The 23,784-nt window shown below is 64.9% G+C and carries 21 protein-coding genes; 2 read left to right on the top strand and 19 right to left on the bottom strand.

Annotated elements, in window-relative coordinates; all coding sequences use genetic code 11:
- Positions 1-79 precede the first annotated feature (79 nt).
- The 3 genes from rplS to ASG84_RS13880 all read right to left on the bottom strand — a co-directional run bounded on the left by rplS (position 80) and on the right by ASG84_RS13880 (position 3,864).
- Positions 80-421, bottom strand: a complete 342-nt coding sequence (gene rplS, locus ASG84_RS13890) for a 50S ribosomal protein L19 (RefSeq protein WP_032378188.1) — start codon at positions 419-421, stop codon at positions 80-82.
- Positions 422-559: 138 nt separating this feature from the next.
- Entirely contained in the window at positions 560-1,408 is an 849-nt protein-coding gene (locus ASG84_RS13885) for a hypothetical protein (RefSeq protein WP_156399527.1), read from the bottom strand.
- Between the two features lie 107 nt (positions 1,409-1,515).
- A complete protein-coding gene (locus tag ASG84_RS13880; protein ID WP_057477608.1) occupies positions 1,516-3,864 on the bottom strand; it encodes a Tex family protein in 2,349 nt (782 codons plus the stop codon).
- 68 nt (positions 3,865-3,932) lie between these two features.
- Here ASG84_RS13880 and ASG84_RS13875 point away from each other — a divergent pair, with 68 nt between their 5' ends.
- Positions 3,933-4,889, top strand: coding sequence for a serine hydrolase (locus ASG84_RS13875; RefSeq protein WP_057477607.1), 957 nt, complete (start codon positions 3,933-3,935; stop codon positions 4,887-4,889).
- A 5-nt stretch (positions 4,890-4,894) separates the two neighbouring features.
- On the opposite strand, the gene trmD is transcribed toward ASG84_RS13875, so the two are convergent.
- From trmD to ftsY, 12 genes are all read right to left on the bottom strand, one after another.
- Positions 4,895-5,575, bottom strand: coding sequence for a tRNA (guanosine(37)-N1)-methyltransferase TrmD (gene trmD, locus ASG84_RS13870; protein WP_057477606.1), 681 nt, complete (start codon positions 5,573-5,575; stop codon positions 4,895-4,897).
- Positions 5,576-5,578: 3 nt separating this feature from the next.
- Positions 5,579-6,121, bottom strand: a complete 543-nt coding sequence (gene rimM / locus ASG84_RS13865) for a ribosome maturation factor RimM (RefSeq protein ID WP_057477605.1) — start codon at positions 6,119-6,121, stop codon at positions 5,579-5,581.
- Positions 6,122-6,136: 15 nt separating this feature from the next.
- Positions 6,137-6,379 carry an RNA-binding protein gene (locus ASG84_RS13860; RefSeq protein ID WP_008717313.1) on the bottom strand — a complete coding sequence of 81 codons (243 nt, stop codon included), beginning with the start codon at positions 6,377-6,379 and terminating at the stop codon, positions 6,137-6,139.
- Positions 6,376-6,852 (bottom strand): 30S ribosomal protein S16, encoded by a 477-nt coding sequence (gene rpsP, locus ASG84_RS13855; protein WP_057477604.1) that lies wholly within the window; start codon positions 6,850-6,852, stop codon positions 6,376-6,378. Before rpsP ends, ASG84_RS13860 begins: the two co-directional genes overlap by 4 nt.
- Positions 6,853-7,038: 186 nt before the next feature.
- On the bottom strand, positions 7,039-7,869 hold the full coding sequence (locus tag ASG84_RS13850) for a CPBP family intramembrane glutamic endopeptidase (RefSeq protein WP_057477603.1): 831 nt from the start codon (positions 7,867-7,869) through the stop codon (positions 7,039-7,041).
- A complete protein-coding gene (locus ASG84_RS13845; protein ID WP_057477776.1) occupies positions 7,862-8,971 on the bottom strand; it encodes an amidohydrolase family protein in 1,110 nt (369 codons plus the stop codon). The genes ASG84_RS13850 and ASG84_RS13845 overlap by 8 nt, the downstream gene beginning before the upstream one ends.
- Positions 8,972-8,989: 18 nt before the next feature.
- Positions 8,990-10,549: a signal recognition particle protein gene (ffh, locus tag ASG84_RS13840; RefSeq protein ID WP_032403595.1), complete on the bottom strand. Its 1,560-nt coding sequence runs from the start codon at positions 10,547-10,549 to the stop codon at positions 8,990-8,992.
- Positions 10,550-10,696: 147 nt separating this feature from the next.
- Entirely contained in the window at positions 10,697-11,656 is a 960-nt protein-coding gene (locus ASG84_RS13835) for a M23 family metallopeptidase (RefSeq protein ID WP_057477602.1), read from the bottom strand.
- A gap of 204 nt (positions 11,657-11,860) precedes the next feature.
- Positions 11,861-14,392 (bottom strand): [protein-PII] uridylyltransferase, encoded by a 2,532-nt coding sequence (locus ASG84_RS13830; protein ID WP_057477775.1) that lies wholly within the window; start codon positions 14,390-14,392, stop codon positions 11,861-11,863.
- Complete coding sequence (locus tag ASG84_RS13825; RefSeq protein ID WP_019664269.1) at positions 14,382-14,720, bottom strand: P-II family nitrogen regulator; 339 nt, start codon at positions 14,718-14,720, stop codon at positions 14,382-14,384. The genes ASG84_RS13830 and ASG84_RS13825 overlap by 11 nt, the downstream gene beginning before the upstream one ends.
- A gap of 72 nt (positions 14,721-14,792) precedes the next feature.
- On the bottom strand, positions 14,793-16,082 hold the full coding sequence (locus tag ASG84_RS13820; RefSeq protein WP_200936591.1) for an ammonium transporter: 1,290 nt from the start codon (positions 16,080-16,082) through the stop codon (positions 14,793-14,795).
- Positions 16,083-16,284: 202 nt separating this feature from the next.
- Positions 16,285-17,694, bottom strand: coding sequence for a signal recognition particle-docking protein FtsY (gene ftsY, locus ASG84_RS13815; protein WP_200936577.1), 1,410 nt, complete (start codon positions 17,692-17,694; stop codon positions 16,285-16,287).
- A 93-nt stretch (positions 17,695-17,787) separates the two neighbouring features.
- On the opposite strand from ftsY, the gene ASG84_RS13810 reads away from it, so the two are divergent.
- Positions 17,788-18,420 (top strand): MSMEG_1061 family FMN-dependent PPOX-type flavoprotein, encoded by a 633-nt coding sequence (locus ASG84_RS13810; RefSeq protein ID WP_057477600.1) that lies wholly within the window; start codon positions 17,788-17,790, stop codon positions 18,418-18,420.
- 11 nt (positions 18,421-18,431) lie between these two features.
- On the opposite strand, the gene smc is transcribed toward ASG84_RS13810, so the two are convergent.
- The 4 genes from smc to ASG84_RS13790 all read right to left on the bottom strand — a co-directional run bounded on the left by smc (position 18,432) and on the right by ASG84_RS13790 (position 23,755).
- Positions 18,432-22,085: a chromosome segregation protein SMC gene (smc, locus tag ASG84_RS13805; RefSeq protein WP_057477599.1), complete on the bottom strand. Its 3,654-nt coding sequence runs from the start codon at positions 22,083-22,085 to the stop codon at positions 18,432-18,434.
- 64 nt (positions 22,086-22,149) lie between these two features.
- Positions 22,150-22,425: an acylphosphatase gene (locus ASG84_RS13800; RefSeq protein ID WP_057477598.1), complete on the bottom strand. Its 276-nt coding sequence runs from the start codon at positions 22,423-22,425 to the stop codon at positions 22,150-22,152.
- Positions 22,422-23,327 (bottom strand): SMP-30/gluconolactonase/LRE family protein, encoded by a 906-nt coding sequence (locus ASG84_RS13795; protein WP_057477597.1) that lies wholly within the window; start codon positions 23,325-23,327, stop codon positions 22,422-22,424. Before ASG84_RS13795 ends, ASG84_RS13800 begins: the two co-directional genes overlap by 4 nt.
- Positions 23,327-23,755, bottom strand: coding sequence for an OsmC family protein (locus ASG84_RS13790; RefSeq protein ID WP_057477596.1), 429 nt, complete (start codon positions 23,753-23,755; stop codon positions 23,327-23,329). The genes ASG84_RS13795 and ASG84_RS13790 overlap by 1 nt, the downstream gene beginning before the upstream one ends.
- Positions 23,756-23,784 lie beyond the last annotated feature (29 nt).

Genomic DNA, 23,784 nt, shown 5'->3' with positions numbered 1-23,784 from the left:
CGGCCGAGACGCATCATGCCGCGTCGCCCGAGAGGGCGACGCGGCATGATGGGAGCTATATGGATCCGGGCGGAACCAATCAGCGCTTTTCCTTGATCTTGGCGGCCTTGCCACGCAGATCGCGGAGGTAGTAGAGCTTGGCGCGACGGACGTCACCGCGAGTGAGGACCTCGAACTGCGCGATGTTGGGGCTGTGCACCGGGAAGGTGCGCTCGACGCCGACGCCGAACGAGACCTTACGAACCGTGAAGGTCTCGCGAACGCCACCGCCCTGACGCCGGATGACGACGCCCTTGAAGATCTGAATACGCTCCTTCGAGCCTTCGATGACCTTGACGTGCACGTTCAGGGTGTCGCCGGGGCGGAAATCGGGGATGTCGCCACGCAGCGACTGATTGTCGAGAAAGTCCAGAGTGTTCATCGGTTGTGCCATCCTTGCGTTCTGCGCTTGAGTAGAGGAACCGAGCGGCTCGCAGACTGCGCGGCTCGACTGGTTCGTACTCCGAGTGAGGTCCGTGCCTGCTAGAGGCAACCCGACCATTGTGCCAGACCATCATGCCTACGGAGAAATCGACTCCGCGCGGGGTGAGACGGCAGCGCCCGACACCGGTGCCGGCACCACGACGCGCGCCAACTCGTCCTCGGTGGCCTCGCGTGCATGGACGATGCTGGGCTTGCCCGCGATTGCGTCCTGCAAATAGATCTTGGCTCTGATCAGCGGTCTGCGCCAGCGCTTCTCACGTCGCAGAGCTCTCTCCATCTTTTTCGGCCTGCTGGTGTAGCGCCACCTCGCCCACGGCGCGCTCGGTCTGCTCAGTCGAATCGCCGCCAACACGAGGATCGGCAGGACGAACAGCCCTACCAACCCGGTCCAGATCTTTCCCTTGAGCAGAACGATGACACCGAGAGCCAAGTTGGCCAATGCCAGTACCGCCAGTGTCCCGCGAACCCACGGATCCGGATCGGCTCGAAAGCTCGCCGGGCTCAGGAGCGCCAAGGGGTGGAACCCGAGGAGCAACAGTCCCGTGAACGCCACCGCAGCGAACACTGCGTCGACCGACGTACGACCCTGTTCGGACCAATAGACGTCGCGGAGGTAGAAGATCAATGCGAACTCGTCGAGAACGAGCGCGGCCCCGATGCCGAAGATGGCGGCCAGGACCGCGCCGATCGTCTGCGATCCGTCCACATACACCGCGATGAGACCGATCCCTGCCAGCAACATCAGCACGATCCCGAACACGACGTGATGTATGTGCTGCCCACCGGGCGTGATGTTGCCGGGCCACCATTTCACGTCCGCGCGAATCATCCTGACGCTGAGGCGGATCAACAGAAATCCGACCAGCAGACCCAACAGGAAGCAGAGAAGCGGAAGACGACCGTGATCGATGACCCCGTGTTGCAACCACCTCACGTGCGTCTCACGTCCTTCCTACCGAACGACCGGCGAGTCGGACTTCACACTATTCGTGATTCGGGCAGCCCAGGACGGCATCGACCATCGAGCAGTCGCTATTTTCCGAATCCAGCCTTCCGGAGCGCGTCCGCCATCGAACCGGCCGCCGGTGCGGCCTGTTGAGCACCACCGCGGCGCTCTCGCTGGGGTCGTGAGTCTCGTCCCCGATTGCCCTGGTCGGCACCGCCGGCTCGCCCCTGGCCCCGCGGTCGTTCTCCCTGCTGTCCGCGGGGGGCGTCCTTTCCGGTGGAGGCCCCAGGCTCGTCGTCCAGTCGCAGGCTCAATCCGATGCGCTGACGAGGGAGGTCCACCTCCATGACCTTGACGCGTACGACGTCACCGGACTTGACGACCTCACGCGGATCCTTGACGAAGTTGTGCGACATCGCCGAGACGTGAACGAGACCGTCCTGATGCACACCGACGTCGACGAAAGCACCGAACGCCGCCACGTTCGTCACCACGCCTTCGAGCGTCATGCCCGGCTTCAGGTCGGCCACCTTCTCGATACCGGCCGCGAAAGTCGCGGTCTTGAACTCCGGACGCGGGTCGCGTCCCGGCTTCTCCAACTCGGAGATGATGTCGGTGACAGTGGGCAACCCGAATCGTTCGTCGACGAATTCCGCGGGATCGAGGCGGCGCAGGAGAGCCGTGTTGCCGACCACTTCACGCACTCCGACGCCGGCCTTTCCGACGATGCGTCGGACTACGGGGTACGCCTCCGGGTGCACACTCGACCGATCGAGTGGGTCCTCGCCCCCGGAGATGCGGAGGAATCCGGCGCACTGCTCGAAAGCCTTGGGGCCCAGGCGCGGTACGTCCTTGAGGGTGCTGCGGCTGGCGAACGGTCCGTTCTGGTCGCGGTGCGCCACGATGCTCTCGGCGAGCGAGCCGGCAATTCCCGATACCCTCGACAGCAGGGGCACCGACGCTGTATTGACGTCGACGCCGACCGCGTTCACGGCATCTTCGACCACGGCTCCGAGTGAGCGAGCGAGCAGAGTTTCGGAGATGTCGTGCTGATACTGGCCGACGCCGATGGACTTGGGATCGATCTTGACCAGCTCGGCCAACGGATCCTGCAGCCTGCGAGCGATCGAGACCGCTCCACGGATCGAGACGTCGAGCTCGGGCAGCTCACTCGAGGCGTACGCCGACGCCGAATACACCGAGGCACCGGCCTCGGAGACCACCACTTTGGTCAGATTCGCAGCCGGGAACTTGGAAATCAATTCGGCTGCCAGAGAGTCGGTTTCACGTGACGCCGTACCGTTTCCGATAGCGATGAGCTCCACTTCGTGCTTGGCCGCGAGGCCGGCGAGGGTGGCCAGTGCCTGATCCCACTTGCCCTGCGGCTTGTGGGGATAGATCGTGTCGTAGTCGACGACCTTTCCGGTGGCGTCGACGATGGCGACCTTGGTGCCGGTACGGAAGCCCGGGTCGAGGCCCATCGTGGTGCGGTTGCCCGCAGGCGCGGCGAGCAGCAGATCCTTGAGGTTGCTCGCGAACACGTCGACGGCGTCCTTCTCGGCGGATTGACGCAGTCGCATCCGGGTATCGAGTGAAACCGTCACCAGCATCTTCGTGCGCCACGCCCAACGGACGGTATCGAGCAACCACTTGTCGGCGGGCCGTCCTCGATTCGCGATCCCGAACTTGGTGGCGATCCGACCCTCGTAGACGCTGGGCACCCCGGGTGTCGGTTCTTCGCGCTCGGGCTCGAATCCGAGTGAGAGTATTTCTTCCTTTTCGCCTCGGAGGGTGGCGAGAATGCGATGCGAGGGCAGGCTCGTGAACGGTTCGGAGAACTCGAAGTAGTCGGAGAACTTGGCACCCTCCTCCTCCTTGCCCTTGCGAACGGTGGCAACGAGTTTGCCGGAGGTCCACATGAGTTCGCGCAGTTCACCCACCAGGTCGGCGTCCTCGGCGAAACGCTCGACGAGAATTGCGCGTGCGCCGTCGAGCTGCTCCTGGTCGAATTGCGCAGGATCGGTGGTGGGGTCGGAGAACAGCGCATCGGCCACGGGCTCGTGCCCCGCTTCACGCGCGATCTGGGCTTTCGTCCGACGCTTCGGCTTGAACGGCAGATAGATGTCCTCGACGCGAGCCTTGGTATCGGCCAGCATCAATGATTGTTCGAGGGCGTCGTCGAGCTTGCCCTGACTGCGGATGGATTCGATGACGGCATCTCTTCGCTCGTCGAGCTCGCGCAGGTACCGCAGCCGCTCGTCGAGCTGCCGCAGCTGCGCATCGTCGAGGGTGCCGGTGACCTCCTTGCGGTACCGCGCGATGAACGGGACCGTCGAGCCGCCGTCGAGCAGTTCCACGGCGGCCCGAACCTGTTCTTCACGAACATCGAGTTCTTCGGCTATGCGCTTGTTCACAGATTTCAGAGCAGTGGTCACGGCGATGGACCCTACCGCTAATGTGGGACAGGTCGGTCAGCGGTTCAACGTCTGGGAGAGATGCACGCATGGTCAGGGTGTCTCGCTTCCTGACTGTCGTCTGCACCGCACTGCTGTTCACCGCAGGTTGCTCGGTTCCACCGGACAATCGACCCGGCGATCCCGCCGCGAAAGCAACCGCCGAGCCCTCAGCGTCACCCTTTCCCGACATGCAGAAGGTCGACGGCGTCGCTCTCGAAGCCCGAATCCCCATGGCGATCGCGTCGGCGCAGGCTCGCGGTGCCGACGTCGACTTCGCATTACTGGACCGCCAGACCGGTTCCTTCTACAGCAGCAACGCCGACGTACAGGTCGAAACTGCATCGGTGTCCAAGCTCTTCATCGCCGACGAAGTGATGTTCCGGGCGCAAACCGAGAACCGCCCTGTCTCGGTCGACGAACTGAGCACCATGACCGACATGTTGGAATTCTCCGACGACAACGCTGCGTACACCCTCTGGTACCGCTACGGCACGTCGGACATAGTGCGCGCAGTCGCGGCCCGATACGGTTTGCAACGCACCACCGCACCGGGCGACGATCAGTGGTACAACACCGAAACCACGCCGAGCGACCTGGTCGGGTACTACGCGGGCTTGCTCAACGGCAGCGGTGGACTGACGACTGCGTCGACGGACGTGATCATCGGCATGCTGCGGCGTTCGGCACCGATTGCCGCGGACGGCTACAAGCAGCATTTCGGAATCGTCGACGGTCTACCGGGCGAGAGCGTGCACGCAGTCAAACAGGGCTGGATGTGCTGTGTCGCCGATCGCTGGGTGCACCTGTCCACCGGGACGATAGGCGTCGACAATCGCTATCTGCTGGCTCTCTCGTCACGAGAGGACATCTTCTACGCCGACGACATGGAGAGCTATCCGGACACCGCAGTGGTCGATGTGAGCGATGATGCCAGTGCTCTGCATGCCAGGGACACTCTCACCGGATTCGTCTCGATGCTCTTCCCTGGCGGCACTGTCAGCTGAATTGCTCAGTCGCCGAGCAGATCCGGGCGACGCTCGGCGGTGCGTGTCAACGACTGGGCACGACGCCACGCCGCTATCTTCGCGTGATCGCCGGAGAGAAGGACGTCGGGAACGTCGAGTTCACGCCACCGGGCCGGACGCGTGTAGCTCGGCCCTTCGAGCAGACCGTCGGAGAACGAATCCTCTTGGTGCGACTGTTGATTGCCGAGCACTCCGGGCATGAGTCGAACTACCGCCTCGGCCATCACCAGGACGGCCGCCTCACCGCCGATGAGCACGTAGTCGCCGATACTGACTTCTTCGACGCGGACGCGGCGCGACGCATCGTCGAAGACCCGCTGATCGATACCCTCGTACCTCCCGCAGGCGAACACCAGATGCTGCTCGGTGGACCACCGTTCGGCTGTGCGTTGGGTGAACGGAACACCGGCAGGAGTGGGAACGACGAGGAGTGAATCCTCGGTCAGAACGTGGTCGAGGGCGTCGCCCCAGACAGTTGGCTTCATGACCATGCCAGGTCCGCCGCCGTAGGGTGAATCGTCGACGGCCTTGTGCACGTCATGGGTCCACGATCGCAGATCGTGGACCTCCACCGAGACAATACCGCGGTCGATTGCCTTGCCCAACAAAGCCGTTCGCAGCGGCGTCAGATACTCGGGAAAAATGGTGACGACGTCGAGACGCACGATCTACTCCGGGTCCAGCAGGCCCTCGGGCGGATCGATCTGGATCGTCTTGTCGGCCAACGACACCGACGTCACGATCGCCGCCACGAAGGGAACGAGAATTTCGGCGCGGGTGTCTCCGCCGAAACCGGGCCCCGGCGTGATGGAGAGCAACTCACCCGCTGCCGAGTGCAGTACCTCTCGGACCGTCCCCACTGCCGAGCCGTCGGACAGAACGACAGTGAGTCCTTCGAGCTCGTGATCGTAGAATTCGTCCGGATCATCGGACGGCGGAAGATCCGTGGACTCGACGACGAACAGGGTTCCGCGGATCTGATCGGCGGACGTTTTGTCGTCGATACCGTTCAGACGCAGCAGAAGCCGCCCGGAGTGTTCCCGGACGGCGTCCACCGTGTACGAGGCGGGAGCAGCATTCGATCGGGGCTTGCGGCCGCGAAGAACGGTCCCTATTGCGAAGCGATCGTCGGGGTCGTCGGTGCGAACCTCGACGACGACTTCGCCTTTGATGCCGTGCGACTTTGCAACACGGCCGATGACCAGCTCCATGATTGTGTGCGTGACCTAGTGGTCCGTGTCGACCACATCGACACGAATGCCGCGACCACCGATACCCGAGACGAGCGTGCGCAGCGCCGTGGCGGTGCGACCGCCGCGACCGATGACCTTGCCCAGATCGTCGGGGTGCACGTGAACCTCCACGGTGCGGCCACGACGGCCGGTGATCATCTCGACGCGAACGTCATCGGGATTGGCGACGATGCCGCGAACGAGATGTTCGACGGCATCGGCGACAACGGCACTCACTTCTCAGCAGCCTCGGCGGCCGGTGCGTCTGCGGTCTCGGTTGCTGCGACGTCGGTGCTCTCGGCAGCGGCGTCGTCGGACTTCGGAGCCTTCTTCTTCTTCGCCGTGGTGGCCTCGCCCTGGGGCTCGGAATCGGCCTGCGCCAGTGCGGCGTTGAACAGGTCGAGCTTCGACGGCTTGGGCTCGGCGACACGGAGGGTTCCCTCGGTGCCGGGCAGACCCTTGAACTTCTGCCAGTCGCCGGTGATCTTCAGCAGGGCCTCGACAGGCTCGGTCGGCTGCGCGCCGACGCCAAGCCAGTACTGCGCGCGCTCGGAGTTGATCTCGATGACGCTGGGGTCCTGCTTGGGCTCGTACGTGCCGATGGTCTCGATCGCACGGCCGTTGCGGCGGGTGCGGGCGTCGGAGATGACGACGCGGTAGTGCGGGGTGCGGATCTTGCCGATACGCATGAGCTTGATCTTGACAGCCATGTTCTGGTGGAGCCTTTCGAGAGTTGGTCACGGCGCAATTCAGCGGTTCGCACGGCATGCGAACCCGGTTTTGCGTTGAAGGTTGTTGTGACCGCCGCGCGGTACGTAACCGGAAGACGGGCGAACAGCTGTTCATTGTGCCAGACGAGCACCGCGAACCGTGAATCGCCCTTGGCGACGACGCGATCAGGCCAGCAGGATCACCAGGGCAGGCAGGGTGTTGTTCATCGAGTGGGCCGTGGTCGACGCGACGATCGAGCCGGACCGCATTCTGGCGATGCCGATCGCCAGTCCACCCCACAGCAGGACCACGAATCGCCACCATTCACGATGCCAGACGGCGAACACGACCGCGGTGATCGTGAGTACGACCCATCGATTGCCCAGCCAGGCCATCGGCATCGGGCGGGTGCGCTTCTCGAGCGCGCCCCACAGCATGCCGCGAAACATCGTTTCCTCGCAGATCGGTGCGCCGATCCAGATCCACACGGCCAGAGCGACTTTCCATCCGACAGCTGTATCCGTGACGTTGCCCAGTGGGGTCTGGTCCTCGAGGTCGAGGCTCGACAAGAGCACCAGCGCGAGAAGCAGACCGCCGACGACCGCGACACCACCCCAGGCCAATCCGGATCGAAGCTGACCGAGCAGTTCGGAACTGGATCTGGGAAGACCGAAATCCACGACGGGACCGTTGCCACGAGACATCGAGATCGCCACGGCCAGTCCTGCGGCCAGCAGGCTCGGAATCATGATGCCTACGACGAACAGAGCAGAGGTCTCGGTCGTGACGACGAGTCCGAGGAGCAGGAAGCCCGCCAGATTGAGGCCGAGAACGAGCGCTGCCGCCGGCAGTCCCCATCGCTGACCGCGCTGACGCTGCTGATTGGCCTGTTCGGCCCGCCAGTAGGTCTCGGACAGGCCCGAGCCTTGTTGCTGAACGTTGTTCATCGGGGCCATTCCGGCCCAGCTCGGGCGGTTCGGGTCGAACTGCCCGCCGCCATTGGACGGATCAGTCATCACCGGCCTCCGATCTGCTCGTCGTGCGTGACCCTCTGTCGGTCACGCGTCCGCGCAGAATCACCAGCTCCGGGTTGGCCAGCACGTCCGGTCCACCGCGCGGATCCTCCGCGTAGACGACGAGGTCTGCGGGTGCGCCGTGCTCGAGTCCCGGTCGTCCCAGCCAGGACCGGGCGTCCCAGCAGGCAGCACCGAGGGCGTCCGTCGGAGAGAGACCGACGCGCGTGAGTGCCGCGACCTCGTCGGCGATGCGACCGTGTGCGATGGACCCACCGGCATCGGTTCCCGCGTAGATGGGAATCCCGGCATCATGGGCCCGGCCGACGGTGTCGGCGACGCGCGCGTGCAGCGCCCGCATGTGCCGGGCGTAGACGGGGTACCGGGTGGCGGAATCCGCGATTCCGGGAAACGTCTCGATGTTGATGAGCGTCGGCACCAGAGCGGTTCGGTGATCGACCATCATCTCGATGGTCTCGTCGGTCAGACCGGTGCCGTGTTCGATGCAGTCGATTCCCGCCGCAATCAGTCCGGGAAGCGCATCTTCACCGAATACATGGGCGGTCACCCGCGCGCCCTCGGCATGAGCAGCGGCTATGGAGTCGACCAGGATCGAGTCGGTCCACAGCGGCCGCAGATCGCCTGCCGAGCGATCTATCCAATCGCCGACGAGCTTGACCCAGCCGTCACCGAATCGCGCTTGCTGTGCAACGGCCTCGGGCAGCTGAGACTCGTCCTCGATGTCGATGGCCAGACCCGGTATGTATCGCTTCGGCGATGCGATGTGTCGGCCTGCTCTGATGATTCGAGGAAGGTCGTCTCGCTCGTCCAACTCGCGGGTGTCGACCGGAGACCCCGCGTCGCGAAGCAGCAACGCGCCGACGCCTCGCTCGGTGTGTGCCTGACGGATCGAGCCGGGCAGGTCCGTGTGTCCCCCGCCGTACTCGATTCCCACATGACAGTGGGCATCGACGAGACCGGGCAGAATCCAACCGCCGTCGTACACGAAATCCGCGTCGGCAATCGGCTCCACGGACACGACACCGTGGTCGATCCACAGATCGATCTCGGACCCGTCCGGCAGTCCACGGCCCCGCACCCGCATCGCCGACACGTGCGTCGCTTACTTCTTCGGCAGTTTCAGCTGAGAAAGATCGATTCCCTCGAGCCCCGGTGGCAACTGGTCGAGGCCCTTGGGCATGGAGGACAGATCGGGCATACCCGCAGGCATTCCGCCCGGCATGCCGGGGAATCCACCGCGGATCTTCGGCTGTGTCGGACCGCGAGCGCCCTTCTTGCCTTTCTTGCCCTTCTTGTTGTTGCGCACCTGCTTACGCGCACCCGGCATACCCATTCGACCGGCCATGGCCGACATCATCTTGCGCGCCTCGAAGAACCGATCGACCAGCTGATTGACGTCGGACACCTTCACGCCCGAGCCGTTGGCGATACGCAGTCGCCGCGACGCGTTGATGATCTTCGGGTCGGTTCGCTCCTGCGGAGTCATGCCGCGGATGATCGCCTGAACGCGGTCGAGTTGCTTCTCGTCGACGTTGGCGAGTTCCTTCATCTGACCCGCGCCGGGCAACATGCCCAACAGATTTCCGATGGGTCCCATCTTGCGGACGGCCATCATCTGCTCGAGGAAGTCGTCGAGCGTGAGCTGTCCCGAGCCGATCTTGTTGGCGGTCGCCTCGGCCTGTTCGGCATCGAAGTGCTGCTCGGCTTGTTCGATGAGGCTGAGAACGTCACCCATGCCGAGGATCCGGCTGGCCATACGGTCGGGATGGAAGACGTCGAAGTCTTCGAGCTTCTCGCCGGTCGACGCGAACATGATGGGCTGTCCGGTCACCTCACGGACGCTGAGTGCTGCGCCGCCACGAGCATCGCCGTCGAGCTTGGTGAGCACAACGCCGGTGAAGCCGACTCCGTCGCGGAACGCCTCGGCGGTGCTGACCGCATCCTGGCCGACCATGGCGTCGAGAACGAACAAGGTTTCGTCCGGCTCGACGGCATCGCGAATCCCAGCGGCCTGACTCATCAGCTCGGTGTCGATGCCGAGGCGGCCGGCGGTGTCGACGATGACCACGTCGTACTGCTTGCTCCGCGCCTCGGCGATGCCGGCCCGCGCGACCTCGACGGGATCCGCAGCCGAGACACCGAGTGCATTGTCACCGCCGCCGATCGACGTGCCGGGATGCGGCGCGAACACAGCTGCGCCCGCGCGCTCGCCCACGATCTGGAGCTGGCTGACTGCACCGGGGCGCTGCAGGTCGCAGGCTACGAGCAACGGTGTGTGGCCCTGGCCCTTGAGCCATTTGGCGAGCTTGCCGGCCAATGTCGTCTTACCCGAGCCCTGCAGACCGGCGAGCATGATCACCGTGGGCGGGTTCTTGGCGAAGACGAGTCTGCGCGTCTCGCCGCCGAGGATGCCGACGAGCTCCTCGTTGACGATCTTGACTACTTGCTGCGCCGGGTTGAGCGCACCCGATACCTCGGCACCTTTCGCGCGGACCTTGATGCGGTTGATGAACTCCCGCACCACGGGCAGGGCCACGTCCGCTTCGAGCAGAGCCAGACGGATCTCGCGGGCCGTGGCGTCGATATCCGCACCGGACAGTCGACCTTTGCCACGCAGGTCCTTGAGAGTCCCGGCCAACCTGTCGGAAAGGGATTCGAACACCGATTGCACTCCTGAGCTAGCCGATCACCGAAAACGAGCCGAATCCGGCACGGTTACCAGACTAGCGCCAGCACGACCCGCCGTCGCTGGGGCGTGCAGCAGCCGTGTCGTTCAGCGACGGACGTGCTGCTGAGAGCTGGAGCCGAGTCAGGCGTTGCGCGCGGAATCGTTCCATGTCACTGCCACTCCCCGAGTCGAGAGCCACTGTGCGGGATCGACCTTGACGCCCGAGGGATCGTGTACCTCGAAGTGCAGATGCGGGCCGGTCGACTGGCCGCGGTTGCCGACCGTGGCGATCTGCTCGCCGGCCGAGACACGCTGACCGGGCTGCACCGAGAAATCGTTGACGTGCCCATAGACGGTCTCGGTGCCGTCGTCGTGCTTCACCTTCACCCAGAGACCGAACCCGGCTGCCGGGCCAGCGTCGACCACCGTGCCGTCGGCGGCCACGTAGATGGGGGTCCCGATGGGTGCCGCGATGTCGAGGCCGCTGTGTTGGGCACCCCATCGCGATCCGAAGTTCGACGTCAACACTCCGGCGACGGGCTGGACCGTCGACTTCTTCAACGAGCGCAGACTTTCGAGCGGCGACGTCGGCCCCGCACCAGCCGCACCGAATCCGACGTCGTCGAGCCACTGTTGGGCGGCAGCGTCCACTTCGGGGCCGAGGGCAGCGAGCGGTCCCGGAGTCGGTGCCTGTGTCGCCGTCTCCGACGGAACCGCCGACGGATTGCCCTGTGGTGCCGGAGTCAGGTCCGGTGCGGCCTGCGTCGGCGCACCGACGGGTGGCGCGAGCTGCGGTGGCAGGAACTGTGGGGGTACGAACTGTGGGACCTCGAACTGCGGTAGCTCGAATCCCGCGGGCAGCAGACCTTCCGGGATGGCGAAGGGAAAACCTGCTGCGGGCGGCTCGGGAATCGGAGCGGCGCCCGCGGTACCTGCACCCATCGTCGTCGCGCCGACGACGATGGCACCGGTAGCCGCGACGATGGTCGCGGCTCGTCGACCGGTATCCGGGGTCACTTCTGCGGCGCGGTGCTTGCCGGACGTCGCGTCCGTTGCTGTGTCGGCCGGTGTGTAGATGTTCGACCGTCGATGGGATCCCACAGTTCGTGCCTCTCGCTAAAGCAGTGGAGCCTGCAGGAACGACTCTCTGTTCCGGCAGTGTGGAGTCTGCAGAAGTGATCTCGCCGAGTCGTCCTGCGTGTGGTGACGAACATAACAAACTGATATCGGAGGTAAACCCACCGGCTGAAAGTTCGTGAGAAGTCACCACGGCGGGTGGGTGAGTCGGTCGATTCCGAGCTGTGGTCAGGTGCCTTCCGGCTTTTCCGGAGGCTTGGGCGGTTCCGGTGCCGGTACAACCGCGAGCAAGGCTCGTTCGAGATCCTCTCGGACCGCCCTGCTGTCCTCGCCCGCCAGGTCGATGCAGAAGGAATCGACGACCGAGCTGCCCAGTGTCGACACGCGCGCCCAGCGAATATCGGAGCCTTGCTGCTCGATGGCACTCGCCAGCCGACAAAGCAGTCCGAGCCTGTCTTCTGCTCGTAGTTCGAGTACCACCTGACCTGGTTCGTGGTCGTCGAACCACAGGACCCTGGGCGGAGCCTGGGCGTACAGAACCGGCACCGCCGAATCCTCGCCGTCGTCTTCGACGGTCTCGGCTCGGGCGTCGCGTTCTTTCGCGTCCAGTACCGAAACGAGGTCGAGCTCACCCGCCTGAGCACGGATGATCTCCTGTCGGAGCAGACCCGCCTGCGGCGGCGCTCCGAACAGCGGTGCCACGTCGAACGAGTTGATCGCCGACCCCTCGTGACTGCCCAGCGAAGCCGAGAGCACACGCAGTGAGTGCAGCGCCAGCACTCCTGCAGCGTCCGACAGCAGTCCCGGCGTGTCGGGCGCCACGACCGTGACGACGAAGGTGTGCAGACCGTCGGTCGGCGCGATGTCGACGTGCACACCTCCCCGCGCGGCCAGCTCGATGTGAGCGGGGTCGAGTGGATCCGGGGACGGCAGAGACTCCCCCGCCATCACCAATCGACAGCGTCGCACGAGCTCGCGAATGAGCGATGCCTTCCAGTCCCCCCAGACTCCGGGACCTGTGGCGAGCGAATCCGCCTCGGCGAGAGCATGAAGCAGCTCCAGCAGGATGGTGTCGGCACCGAGTGCGTCGACGACGGTCTGCACCGTTGCGGGGTCGTCGAGGTCGCGCCGGGTGGCGGTCTCCGGCAGCAGCAGGTGATACCTCACCATCGAGGTCAGCAGGGCGACGTCGGACGGCCACAGCCCGAGCCTGTTACCGATCTGGATTGCGAGATCTGCACCGACGACGCTGTGGTCGCCGCCGCGCCCCTTGCCTATGTCGTGTATCAGCGCGCCGAGAACGAGCAGATCCGGACGGGCAACTCGGGTGGTCAATGCGCTTGCGTAGGCGGCAGTTTCGACCAGATGGCGATCGACGGTCCACGTGTGCACCGCATCTCGGGGCGGTAGGTCACGCACTGCGCCCCACTCCGGAATGAGGCGGCCCCACAGGCCGGTTCGATCGAGCGCTTCGATGGCCGCGATGGCTTTGCGACCCGATCCGAGCAACACCAGCAGATCGTTCAGAGCCTCCTTCGGCCAGGGCTCGCGAAGTTCGGGGGCGCTGTCCGACAACCGGTTCAATGTCGATGCCGACATCGGCATTCCGGTCTGTGCCGATGCCGCGGCGACGCGCATGATCAGGCCAGGGTCCTTGTTCGGTCGTGCGTCACGGGCGAGCACCACCTCGCCGGCGTGTTCGACGACCCCCTCGTCCAGCGGACGACGAACCGGCACTCGACGAAGACGTGAAAGGCCTTTTCTCGGAAGCGAATTACCCGCAGTGCGCAATCCGACATCGACCGAATAGCTGATGGTGCGAGCCGAATCGCTCAGCACGCGTGCAAGATCGAAGCGATCACCGATGCGGAGTGCGGCACCGATTTCGTCGGCGTCCTGCGCGCGCAGTTGATCCCGCGCTCGGCCGGCCACCCGGTGTAGTTCGGTGCGGACGTCCAGAAGTCTTCCGTGCGCGAACGCCAAACCACCACCTGGTGATTCGGGTCCGAGGCCGGGCATTCCATCGGTGAGCTGGGCAATGGAGAGGGCATCGAGAAGCTGTACGTCACGTAATCCGCCGCGACCATTCTTGAGCTCGGGCTCGGCGCGATGCGCGATTTCACCGCTACGCGCCCATCGACCGTGAGTCTGCGTGATCAGCTCGTCGAAGCGTCCACGAATTCCAGTGCGCCACTGGCGACGTACGCCGCCGATCAGCAGATTGCTCAACTCGACGTCACCGGCGATATGGCGGGCCTCGAGCATCCCGAGCGATGCCGTCAGATCGGCTGCGGCTACCTGTAGAGCCTGCGGCACCGTGCGCACACTGTGATCGAGCTTGATATGGGCGTCCCACAGTGGATACCAGAGCTTGTCGGCGACGTCGGCCACGATTCGCGGTTCGAGATCGTCGTGCAGAAGTATCAGATCCAGATCCGAATACGGCAGCAGTTCACGGCGCGCCAATCCGCCTACAGCGACGATCGCGAAGCCCGAGTCCGGTTTGATCCCCAGCTCTGCACCTTTGGTGGTCAGCCAGAACTCGTGGAGATCGACCAGAGCCTGCCTCAGCGACGGAGCATCGAGGCGACGGTTGCGCGTGCCGCCGTCGAGTAGTTGTTTTCTGGCGCGAGCGAGATCTGCTGCAGCATCGCTCGTGCCCTTCGATGCAGAGCCCGTGGAGACCGAAGGCCCCGATCCTGACGCTTTCGCGCCAGAACCGGGGCCCCCGGCCCGAGACCCTTTGGGGTCAGAGTGCATCGGCGCCACGTTCTCCGGTGCGGACTCGGATGACCGAATCGACCGGGGAAACCCAGACTTTGCCGTCACCGATCTTGCCGGTGCGAGCGGCTTCGACGATGACCTCGACGACCTTCTCGACAGCGGCGTCGTCGACGACTACCTCGACACGCACCTTGGGAACGAAGTCGACCGAGTACTCCGCGCCTCGGTACACCTCGGTGTGGCCCTTCTGACGGCCGTAGCCCTGAACTTCACTCACCGTCATTCCGAGTACGCCGGCCTGCTCCAGCCCCGTCTTGACGTCCTCCAGGGTGAACGGTTTGACGATTGCCGTGATCAGCTTCATTTTTGATTCCCTTCACAAGACCTCGAGTGCCCGTTGTCGTACGGTGCAGCGTTCACGTCTATCTCTACCTTGTCAGGCGAAATCATATGCAGTCTCAGCGTGCTCGGCTTCGTCGATGCCATTGGCCTCTTCCTCGTCCGATACGCGCCAGCCGAGAGGCTTGAGCGCGAACGCGATCACCGCGGTGACGATCGCGGTGAAGATCAGCGCGAACAGTGCAATGACGATCTGCACCACGAGCTGCTTGTAGTCACCGCCGTAGAAGAGACCGGTCTCGGATCCGAGGAAACCGATTCCGATGGTGCCCCACAAGCCTGCAACGAGGTGCACGCCGACGACGTCGAGCGAGTCGTCGTAGCCGAACTTGAATTTGAGGCCCACTGCCAGCGCAGAGAGAACGCCGGCGATGACGCCCAGGATCATGGCACCGACGGGCGTCAGTGCACCTGCGGCCGGAGTGATGGCGACCAGACCGGCGACGATGCCCGAGGCAGCGCCGAGGCTGGTGGCGTGCCCGTCACGAATACGCTCGGTGATGAGCCAGCCTGCGATGGCCGCTGCGGTGGCCGCCGTGGTGTTGACCCAGGCCAATCCGGCGATGCCGTCGGCTGCGAAGGCCGAGCCGGCGTTGAACCCGAACCAACCGAACCACAGCAGTGCTGCACCGAGCATCACGAACGGCAGGTTGTGCGGGCGGTAGGCAACCTTGCCGAAGCCCGCGCGCTTGCCGATGATGATCGCGAGAATCAGGCCTGCGATACCAGCGTTGATGTGCACGACCGTGCCGCCGGCGAAGTCGATCGGGGCGACGTTCGCAACCAGTCCGCCCTCACCGTCGTCGGTGGTACCGAAGATCTTTGCCGCCAGACCCTTCTCGGATCCGGAGAGCAGTCCGCCGCCCCAGACCATGTGGGCCAGCGGGAAGTACGCGAGGGTGACCCAGATACCTGCGAAGGCGAGCCAGGTTCCGTACTTGACGCGGCCCGCGATCGAGCCACTGATCAGTGCAACCGTGATGATCGCGAAGGTGACCTGGAAGGCCACATCGATGATGTTGGCGTAGCCCCACGCACCGACGATGTAATTACCGTCCGCATCGGTGATCGAATCCTTGAGCCCGAAGAACTCGAACGGGTTGGCGAAGACTCCGCCGATGTCCTGGGTTCCGTAGGACATCGACCATCCCCACAGGAAATAGATGATCGAGACGACGGCCATTGCCCCGAACGACATCATCATCATGTTCAACACGGACTTCGACTGCGACATACCGCCGTAGAAGAACGCCAAGCCCGGCGTCATCAGCAGTACCAGCGATGCTGCGATCAGCATCCACGCGGCGTTGCCGGAGTTGGCCAACATATCCTCGGGACTCACGTACACCCTCCATTCTCCTGCACACCGGTTGGCGCGCCGTTACGCAAGAAGACTGGTTTCACGAAGTTTCATCCGTGACACTCGGGTGTTTCGGACATGTGAACGCATGACCGAATTCTGTTGCAAAAAGGTTTCGTGCTGGCGTTTGTGCTTTTTACCCGGTTCGCGGGCAACCCCGAGCGCGCGATCAGCCGAGCAGTGCGTCGACGAACGCTCCCGGCTCGAACGGAGCCAAATCGTCGGCACCCTCACCGAGACCGACGAGCTTGACGGGCACCCCGAGTTCACGCTGCACCTGAAAAACGATGCCACCCTTGGCGGTTCCATCGAGCTTGGTCAGTACGACGCCGGTGATGTCGACGATCTCCGCGAAGACACGAGCCTGCGTGAGCCCGTTCTGGCCCACGGTCGCATCGAGAACGAGCAGAACGTCGTCGACGTGGGCTCTCTTCTCGATGACGCGCTTGACCTTGCTCAGCTCGTCCATCAGACCCGATTTGGTGTGTAGGCGTCCTGCCGTGTCGACCAGCACCACGTCGACACCGTTCTCGATTCCCTTGCTCACTGCGTCGAATGCAACAGCAGCCGGATCGGCGGCCTCCTTGCCCCGCACCACCTCGGCCCCGACCCGCTCGGCCCAGGTCTGCAACTGGTCTGCGGCAGCCGCGCGGAACGTGTCGGCGGCACCCAGGAGCACTCGCCGCCCGTCGGCGACCAGAACACGAGCGAGTTTTCCTGTGGTCGTGGTCTTGCCGGTGCCGTTGACGCCCACCACCAGCAGCACGGCAGGTGCGCCGTCGTGCGGAAGCGCCCGAATCGACCGGTCGAACTCGGGATGAAGTTGCGCAACGAGAATTTCGCGAAGCAGCGCCCTGGCGTCGGCTTCGGTGCGAATGCTGCGCGCCGCCATCTGCTCGCGCAGGGTGCGCATGATCTCGGCGGTCGTCGCCGAGCCGATATCGGCGATCAGCAGGGTGTCCTCGACTTCTTCCCACGAGTCCTCGTCCAGGTCACCGCCGCCGAGCAATCCGAGCAAGCTCTTGCCCACAGCGGACTGTGACCGCGCGAGGCGACCGCGGAGCCGATCCAGCCGACCCTCCGTGGGATCGATGGTGTCCAGTCGAGGAGTGCGAGCCTCGGCGTCCGGGGCGGGTTCCGGCACCTCGGGCTCGGCGGGTTCGACAACGGGCACCTGTGGTTCGACGACCGGCACCTCGGGGTCGACCACCTCCGGCTCGTCCCGAGTGGGAGTGGGTACCACCGGCGTCGGCTCGACCAGGGAGGCCTCGACGGGCTCTGGAGCAGGCTCGACGGACTCTGGAGCAGGCTGGACGGGCTTCGGCGCAGGCGGGACCGGCCTCGGGGCAGGCGGGACCGGCTCGGCGGTCGCAGTGCCCTGGCTGAACGAGAAACCACTACCCGCCGTGTAGCCACCGGATCTGTCCTTGGTGGCCGCATCCTCGATCCGCGCGGCCTCGTCCGACTTGAGCGACACTCTCCGTCGACGGGAGAGCACCAGCCCGACGACGAGAACGACCAGTAGGACAGCGGCGATCGCCGCGACGATGATCCACGCTTGGTTACTCACGTACCCCATCCTGTCAGGCGTTCACGGCCGTTCGTCACCGGTGGTGCTCCGTCCGAGAAAAGCACTGTCCCTCACCCGAGCCGTGTCGATAGCATCTCCGCCATGGAGTGGACGACGGTGCGCGACGCCGACACATTGACAGCGATGTTCGGGCAGCCGAGTTTTCGTGCCGCGAACAAGGACCGCAGCACATTGCACCCGCTGGACGTGCAATGGCTCGCTGCGTCGCCTTTCTGCCTGATGGGTACCTCGGACGCGAGTGGCCGATGCGACGTGTCTCCCAAGGGCGATCCGCCCGGCAGCCTGGTCCACGTCATCGACAACGGCACGATCGCACTGGCCGAACGACCCGGCAATCGTCGGATGGACGGGTACCGGAACATTCTCGAGAACCCGTTCGTCGGACTGAACTTCTTCGTGCCGGGGCGAGGTGACACTCTGCGCATCGCCGGTCGCGCGTCACTGGTGACGGACGCACCGTTCTTCGACGAGCTGACGGTCAAGGGCCACCGACCGATCATGTGCCTCGTCGTCGACATCGAGCAGGTGTTCCACCACTGCGCCAAGGCGTTCATGCGATCCAAGTTGTGGCAGCCGGAAACGTGGGACGCGGAGTCCATTCCCGATGTCGCGTCGCTGACGAAGGCGTTGATTCCGCAAGCCCCCGAGACCGTCGAGGAGCTGCGCGAATATTACGGGCCGTCATACTCGGAGCAGCTCTACCCGAAGCAGTAGGCGGGACGGTCCTACGAGACCGCGTCCGGTTCGACGACGGGTGCTGTCTCCGGCTCGGCTACGTCCACCGCAACGCGTTCTCGATTCAGTCGCTGCGAGATGACCGTGGTGATGCCGTCACCGCGCATGCTCACGCCGTACAACGCGTCGGCCACTTCCATCGTCGGCTTCTGGTGCGTGATGACGATCAACTGTGACTTCTCGCGGAGCTGCTCGAACAACCCGATCAGCCGACGCAGGTTGGTGTCGTCCAGCGCGGCCTCGACTTCGTCCATGACGTAGAACGGCGACGGACGGGCGCGGAAGATGGCCACCAACATGGCCACCGCGGTCAGCGACTTCTCGCCGCCCGAGAGCAACGACAATCGCTTGACCTTCTTACCCGGCGGACGCGCCTCGACCTCGATGCCGGTGGTGAGCATGTCCGACGGGTCGGTCAGAATCAGCCGCCCTTCGCCGCCGGGAAAGAGTTTGGCGAACACGCCGGTGAATTCTCGTTCGACGTCCAGCCAGGCCTCGGTGAATACCTGCAGGATGCGATCGTCGACGTCGGCGACCACGCCGAGCAAGTCCTTTCGCGCAGACTTCACGTCCTCGAGTTGGGTCGACAAGAAGTTGTAGCGCTCCTCGAGGGCGGCGAACTCTTCGAGTGCCAACGGGTTCACCTTGCCGAGTGTCGCGAGATCGCGTTCGGCTCGTTTGGCCCGCTGCTCCTGGGTTGCGCGATCGAACGGCATCGGCGCGGGGGCCACCACCTGCTCACCGCGTTCCTTGGCGGCCTCGTACTCTGCCATCTCGAGTTCGGTCGGAGGCAGCGTCGCATCGGGGCCGTACTCGGCGACCAGATCGTCGAGGCCGATCCCGTGTTGTTCGAGAATCGTAGTTTCGAGTTGTTCGATACGCAGTGCGGCCTGCGCACGGGCGACCTCGTCCCGGTGGACGGCGTCGGTGATCGAAGCGAGCTGTCCCTGCAGAGCCCGGACCTGCTCCTTGACCTTGTCGAGTTCGACTGTGCGCGTTGCTCGTTCGGCGGAAAGCTCGTCGCGCCTTCGGGCCGCCGCAGCCACCACGGAGGCCAATCGAGCGGCGAGGTCCTCACCCGATTCGCCGACGGCAGCAGCCACCGCGGCGGCGTGCCGCCGGGCTGCGCCCTCGCGTTCGGCTCGCGCCCTGGCCTCGCGTTCGGCTCGTGCCGCCCGGCGCAGCGAATCGGCTCGGCCCCGCACCGACTGCGCGCGCTCCTCGGCGGTTCGTACGTTCAGCCGCGCCTCGACCTCCACCGCCCGCACCTCGGTCAGCGCCGCAGCTGCCATCTCGCGTTCCATGGTGGTCGCCGCGTCGCCGCTCTCGCCGTCTCCCGCGAAACCGTTCTGTTCGTCCTCTGCCGTCCGCAAACTGTCCTCGAGCTCGGCCAGGCGCTGGATCGCTTCTTCGCGGCTCGCTTCGGCGGAACTACGTTGCGTCGTCAATCGCGCAGATTCTGCGTGCGCCGAACGCGCCAGCTGCCCCAGGCGGCCCAACTGCTCGTAGACAGCGGCCATCGCAGCATCGGATTCGTTCAGGGCCGCAAGCGCCTGCTCGGCGGATTCACGCCGGTCGCGCTGCTCCGCCAAAGCACCGGAGAGTGCGGCATCGAGCTCCTCGGCCCGGCGCACGGCCGCCGTCAGCTCCACCCTCGACGTGTCGATCGCCGATTGCACCTCCAGGGTGCTGGGTCGACGATCCGATCCACCGGTGACCCAACCCGGCTCGACCACGTCGCCGTCCGTGGTCACGGCACGCAATTCACTCGAATCCGAGACGAGCCGGTGCGCCGCGTCGAGCGAGTCGACAACCGCTACACCGTCGAGCAATGCCACCATCGCCCCGGCCAACCGATCCGGATACTCGATCAGGTCGAGTGCCCACCGAGCACCGTTCGGCAATGCTGGCCGTCGAATCGGTTGTGCTGCAACAGCATTACCGTGCGCGATAGAAGCGCGACCACCGTCGGCAGCGCGTAACGCCAGCACGGCAGCACGGGCAGCATCGAACGATTCGGCGTGCGCGGCATCCGCCGCCGGACCCATGGCGACGGCCAGCGCGATCTCGTAACCCGGCTCGACCGTGAGATGGCCGGCGAGCAGACCGGACAGACCGTCCTGCTGGTTCTCCACCAGCCACCCGGCACCGTCCTTGCGTTCGAGGCCCATGGTGAGCGCCTCGATCCTGGCCTCGAACGATGCCACCCTCTTGCCCGCGATGCGCTCTTCCGCCTGCAATTCAGATACCCGGGCGTCGGCATGGCGTAATGCGGCGACCGCTCGTTCGTAATGAGTGTCGAGGCTGAGCTCGCTGGCGTCGAGGGTGCCGATCTGATCCTGGACGCTCTCGAACTCACGTTGAGCCGACTCGCCGCGCTCCCTGGCCTCGTCGATGGCCACCGAGAGCCGCGCTACTTCGGCGTCGATGGACTCGACCTTGGTTCTGAAGGTGTCCACTCGACCGGACAGGCGCGCGAATCCCTCACGGCGGTCGGCAACCGCGCGGACGGCGGCCAGGTGCGCACGCTCTGCGGCTGCGGCAGCGGATTCGCGCCCGGCGAGCTGCTCGCGGGCCGCTTCCAGAGTTTCCCGCGCCATCTCGACGGCCTCGACGAGTTCCATTTCCTCCTCGGCGACGCGCTCGGCCTGTGCTTCGAGTTCGTCCGGATCCTGGCCGCGACCGGTGCTCTGGACGGCATCCAGATGCCGAGCACGTTCGTGCGCGATGCGTACCGTCGCGTTCACTCGTTCGGCCAGCGCGGAGAGACGAAACCACGTCTGCCCGGCCGCTTCGGCGCTCGGAGTCAGCCGCGCCACCGCCTGCTCGTGTTCCGCGAGCGCTACGGTTCCCGCTTCGAGGGCGTCCTGCACCATCGCGTACTGCTCGCGAGCCGCTTCCTCGTCCTGGGTCTGGTTGGCGAATTCTTCACGTCTGGCCACCAGGTCGTCGGCCACCAACCGCAGCCGAGCGTCACGCAAGTCTGCCTGCACGGTCTGCGCGCGGCGCGCAACCTCGGCCTGCCTGCCCAGTGGCTTGAGCTGACGGCGTAACTCGGTTGTCAGGTCCGTCAATCGCGCGAGATTGGCCTGCATCGCGTCGAGCTTGCGAACCGCCTTTTCCTTGCGCTTGCGGTGCTTGAGCACCCCGGCGGCTTCCTCGATGAAGGCCCGCCGGTCCTCGGGACGCGATTCCAGAATCGCCGCCAACCGACCCTGACCGACGATCACGTGCATCTCCCGGCCGATACCGGAGTCGCTGAGCAACTCCTGGACGTCCATCAACCGGCACGAACTCCCGTTGATCTCGTATTCACCGGCACCGTCACGGAACATGCGTCGGGTGATCGAGACCTCGGAGTAGTCGATCGGCAGCGCACCGTCGGAGTTGTCGATGGTCAGAGTCACCTCGGCGCGGCCGAGGGGTGCACGGCCGGACGTGCCCGCAAAGATGACGTCTTCCATTTTTCCGCCGCGCAACGCCTTGGCACCCTGTTCACCCATCACCCAGGTCAGAGCGTCCACAACGTTGGATTTGCCGGAGCCGTTGGGGCCGACCACACAGGTGATTCCCGGCTCGAAACGGAGAGTCGTCGCCGAAGCAAAGGACTTGAAGCCCTTGAGCGTCAGACTCTTGAGATACATAGCGTCCGTACTTTACCGGTAGTACGCAGCGATGTGTGTCGAGCCGTCCGCGGGCGGCAGCGGATCACCGTTCCACGAAGCCAGTGAGGCCGCCGCGGGCGCTCTCCCAACTCTCGACGACCAAGGTGACAGTGCCCGGGGTGCCGCCGCCTCGGAGCAAGTCCAGGAGTGCGTCGAGGCGCGGACGCGGGCCCTCTGCTATCATCAGCACCCGCCCGTCCGAGTGGTTGGTCGCGTGCCCGACCAATCCGAGTTCCAGAGCCCGCGAACGAGTCCACCAACGAAACCCGACCCCCTGAACCAGGCCGTGCACCCATGCCGTCAGCCGTTCGTCCGTCATACCGGACTCATCTTTCGGACGGTTCCGTCGAAACTCGTGGCATACAACGCCTCCGAGTCGAATCCGACTCCTCCGAAAGCAACCGACGAGGTCAACGGCACCCCCGTCGCGATGACACAGGACGATCCGGTCTCAGGATCGACACGGACAACCCTGCCCGCGAGATTCTGTGCGAGATAGACCGTTCCGTCGTCGGCCACGGTCAGATCGTCCGACATCGTGAGCGGTCCGAATCCGTCGACGCGAATACGGGAGGACGGTCCGGACGGATTCTTCTCGTCGAGCACGGTGAGCGTTGTCTCGAGGTCGAATGTGGTGGCCACGTAAATCTTTCCCTCGCCGATACCGATACCGATGCCGTTGGCCGAACCGAGATCGGTACGGACGGTCGACACCGAACGGTCGACCGCAACGCGCGTCAGGCCGGAGGTGCTGCCCAGATTGCGGGTGGTGAACAGATCACCCGTGGCCGAGCGAGCCAGTCCGTTGGGCATGGTCAGGCCCGACGCGTACGTCGATCTGGCACCCGAACGTAGACCGATCTTCTCGATCGTTCCGTTCCGTATGTCGAGAAGCCCTGCGGCAGCACTGTTTCCGGTCGTGAAGAACAGAGTGTCGCCGTCTCGTACGAGTCCACCGGGCGACTCGACGCCCGACACGAGAGTGCCCCGGTCTCCGTTCGGCGCGACGGTTCGTAGAGCACCCGGTCCGACAGGAGAGGTCTCCGAGACGATCATGGAGCCGTTGCCGTCGAACTCCAGATTCTCGAGCAGCCCGAATCCTGACGCCACCGTACTCACCGACCACGGAGTGCAGGTGCTCGACGCCTCCGAGATGGGAGACAAGGTAACCGAGGCTGCGAGAACAAGTCCCGCCACGACGGCCGCTGCCCCCGCCTTCATCAGGCGTCCACGTCGATGTCCAGGTTGATCGTCGTACCTGCCTTCAGGGTTCGCCCCACCGTGCAGACCTTGTCGATCGCCCGCTCGACGACTGTGAGCAGTCGCTGCTGCGCGTCGGGGTCCATCGCGCTGAGGTCGACGCGGAGGATCTCGTCGAGTTCCGGATACAGCTCGTTCTCACGATCTGCTGCCCCGGACACCTCGACGGTGGCGGAGTAGTCGTCCCCCAGTCGACGCGACAGGGGGACGTCCGAACTCATACCGGTGCATGCTGCGAGCGCGATCTTGAGCAGCTCACCTGGGGTGAAGACACCCTCAACCGACTCGGAACCGATGAGTACCTCGGCTCCGCGCGAGCTGCGGCCGGTGTAGCGACGGGTGCCTGTGCGCTCGACCCAGAGGTTGGTCGGCGTGCTCTGTTCTGCCATGACGGAAATACTAGGCGGTGGTGCAGATC

This window comes from Rhodococcus sp. Leaf278 (assembly GCF_001426085.1).
In the GTDB taxonomy this organism is placed as follows: domain Bacteria; phylum Actinomycetota; class Actinomycetes; order Mycobacteriales; family Mycobacteriaceae; genus Rhodococcoides.
Note: the sequence above shows the minus strand (reverse complement) of the source record. Positions and strands in the feature narration are given on the sequence as shown.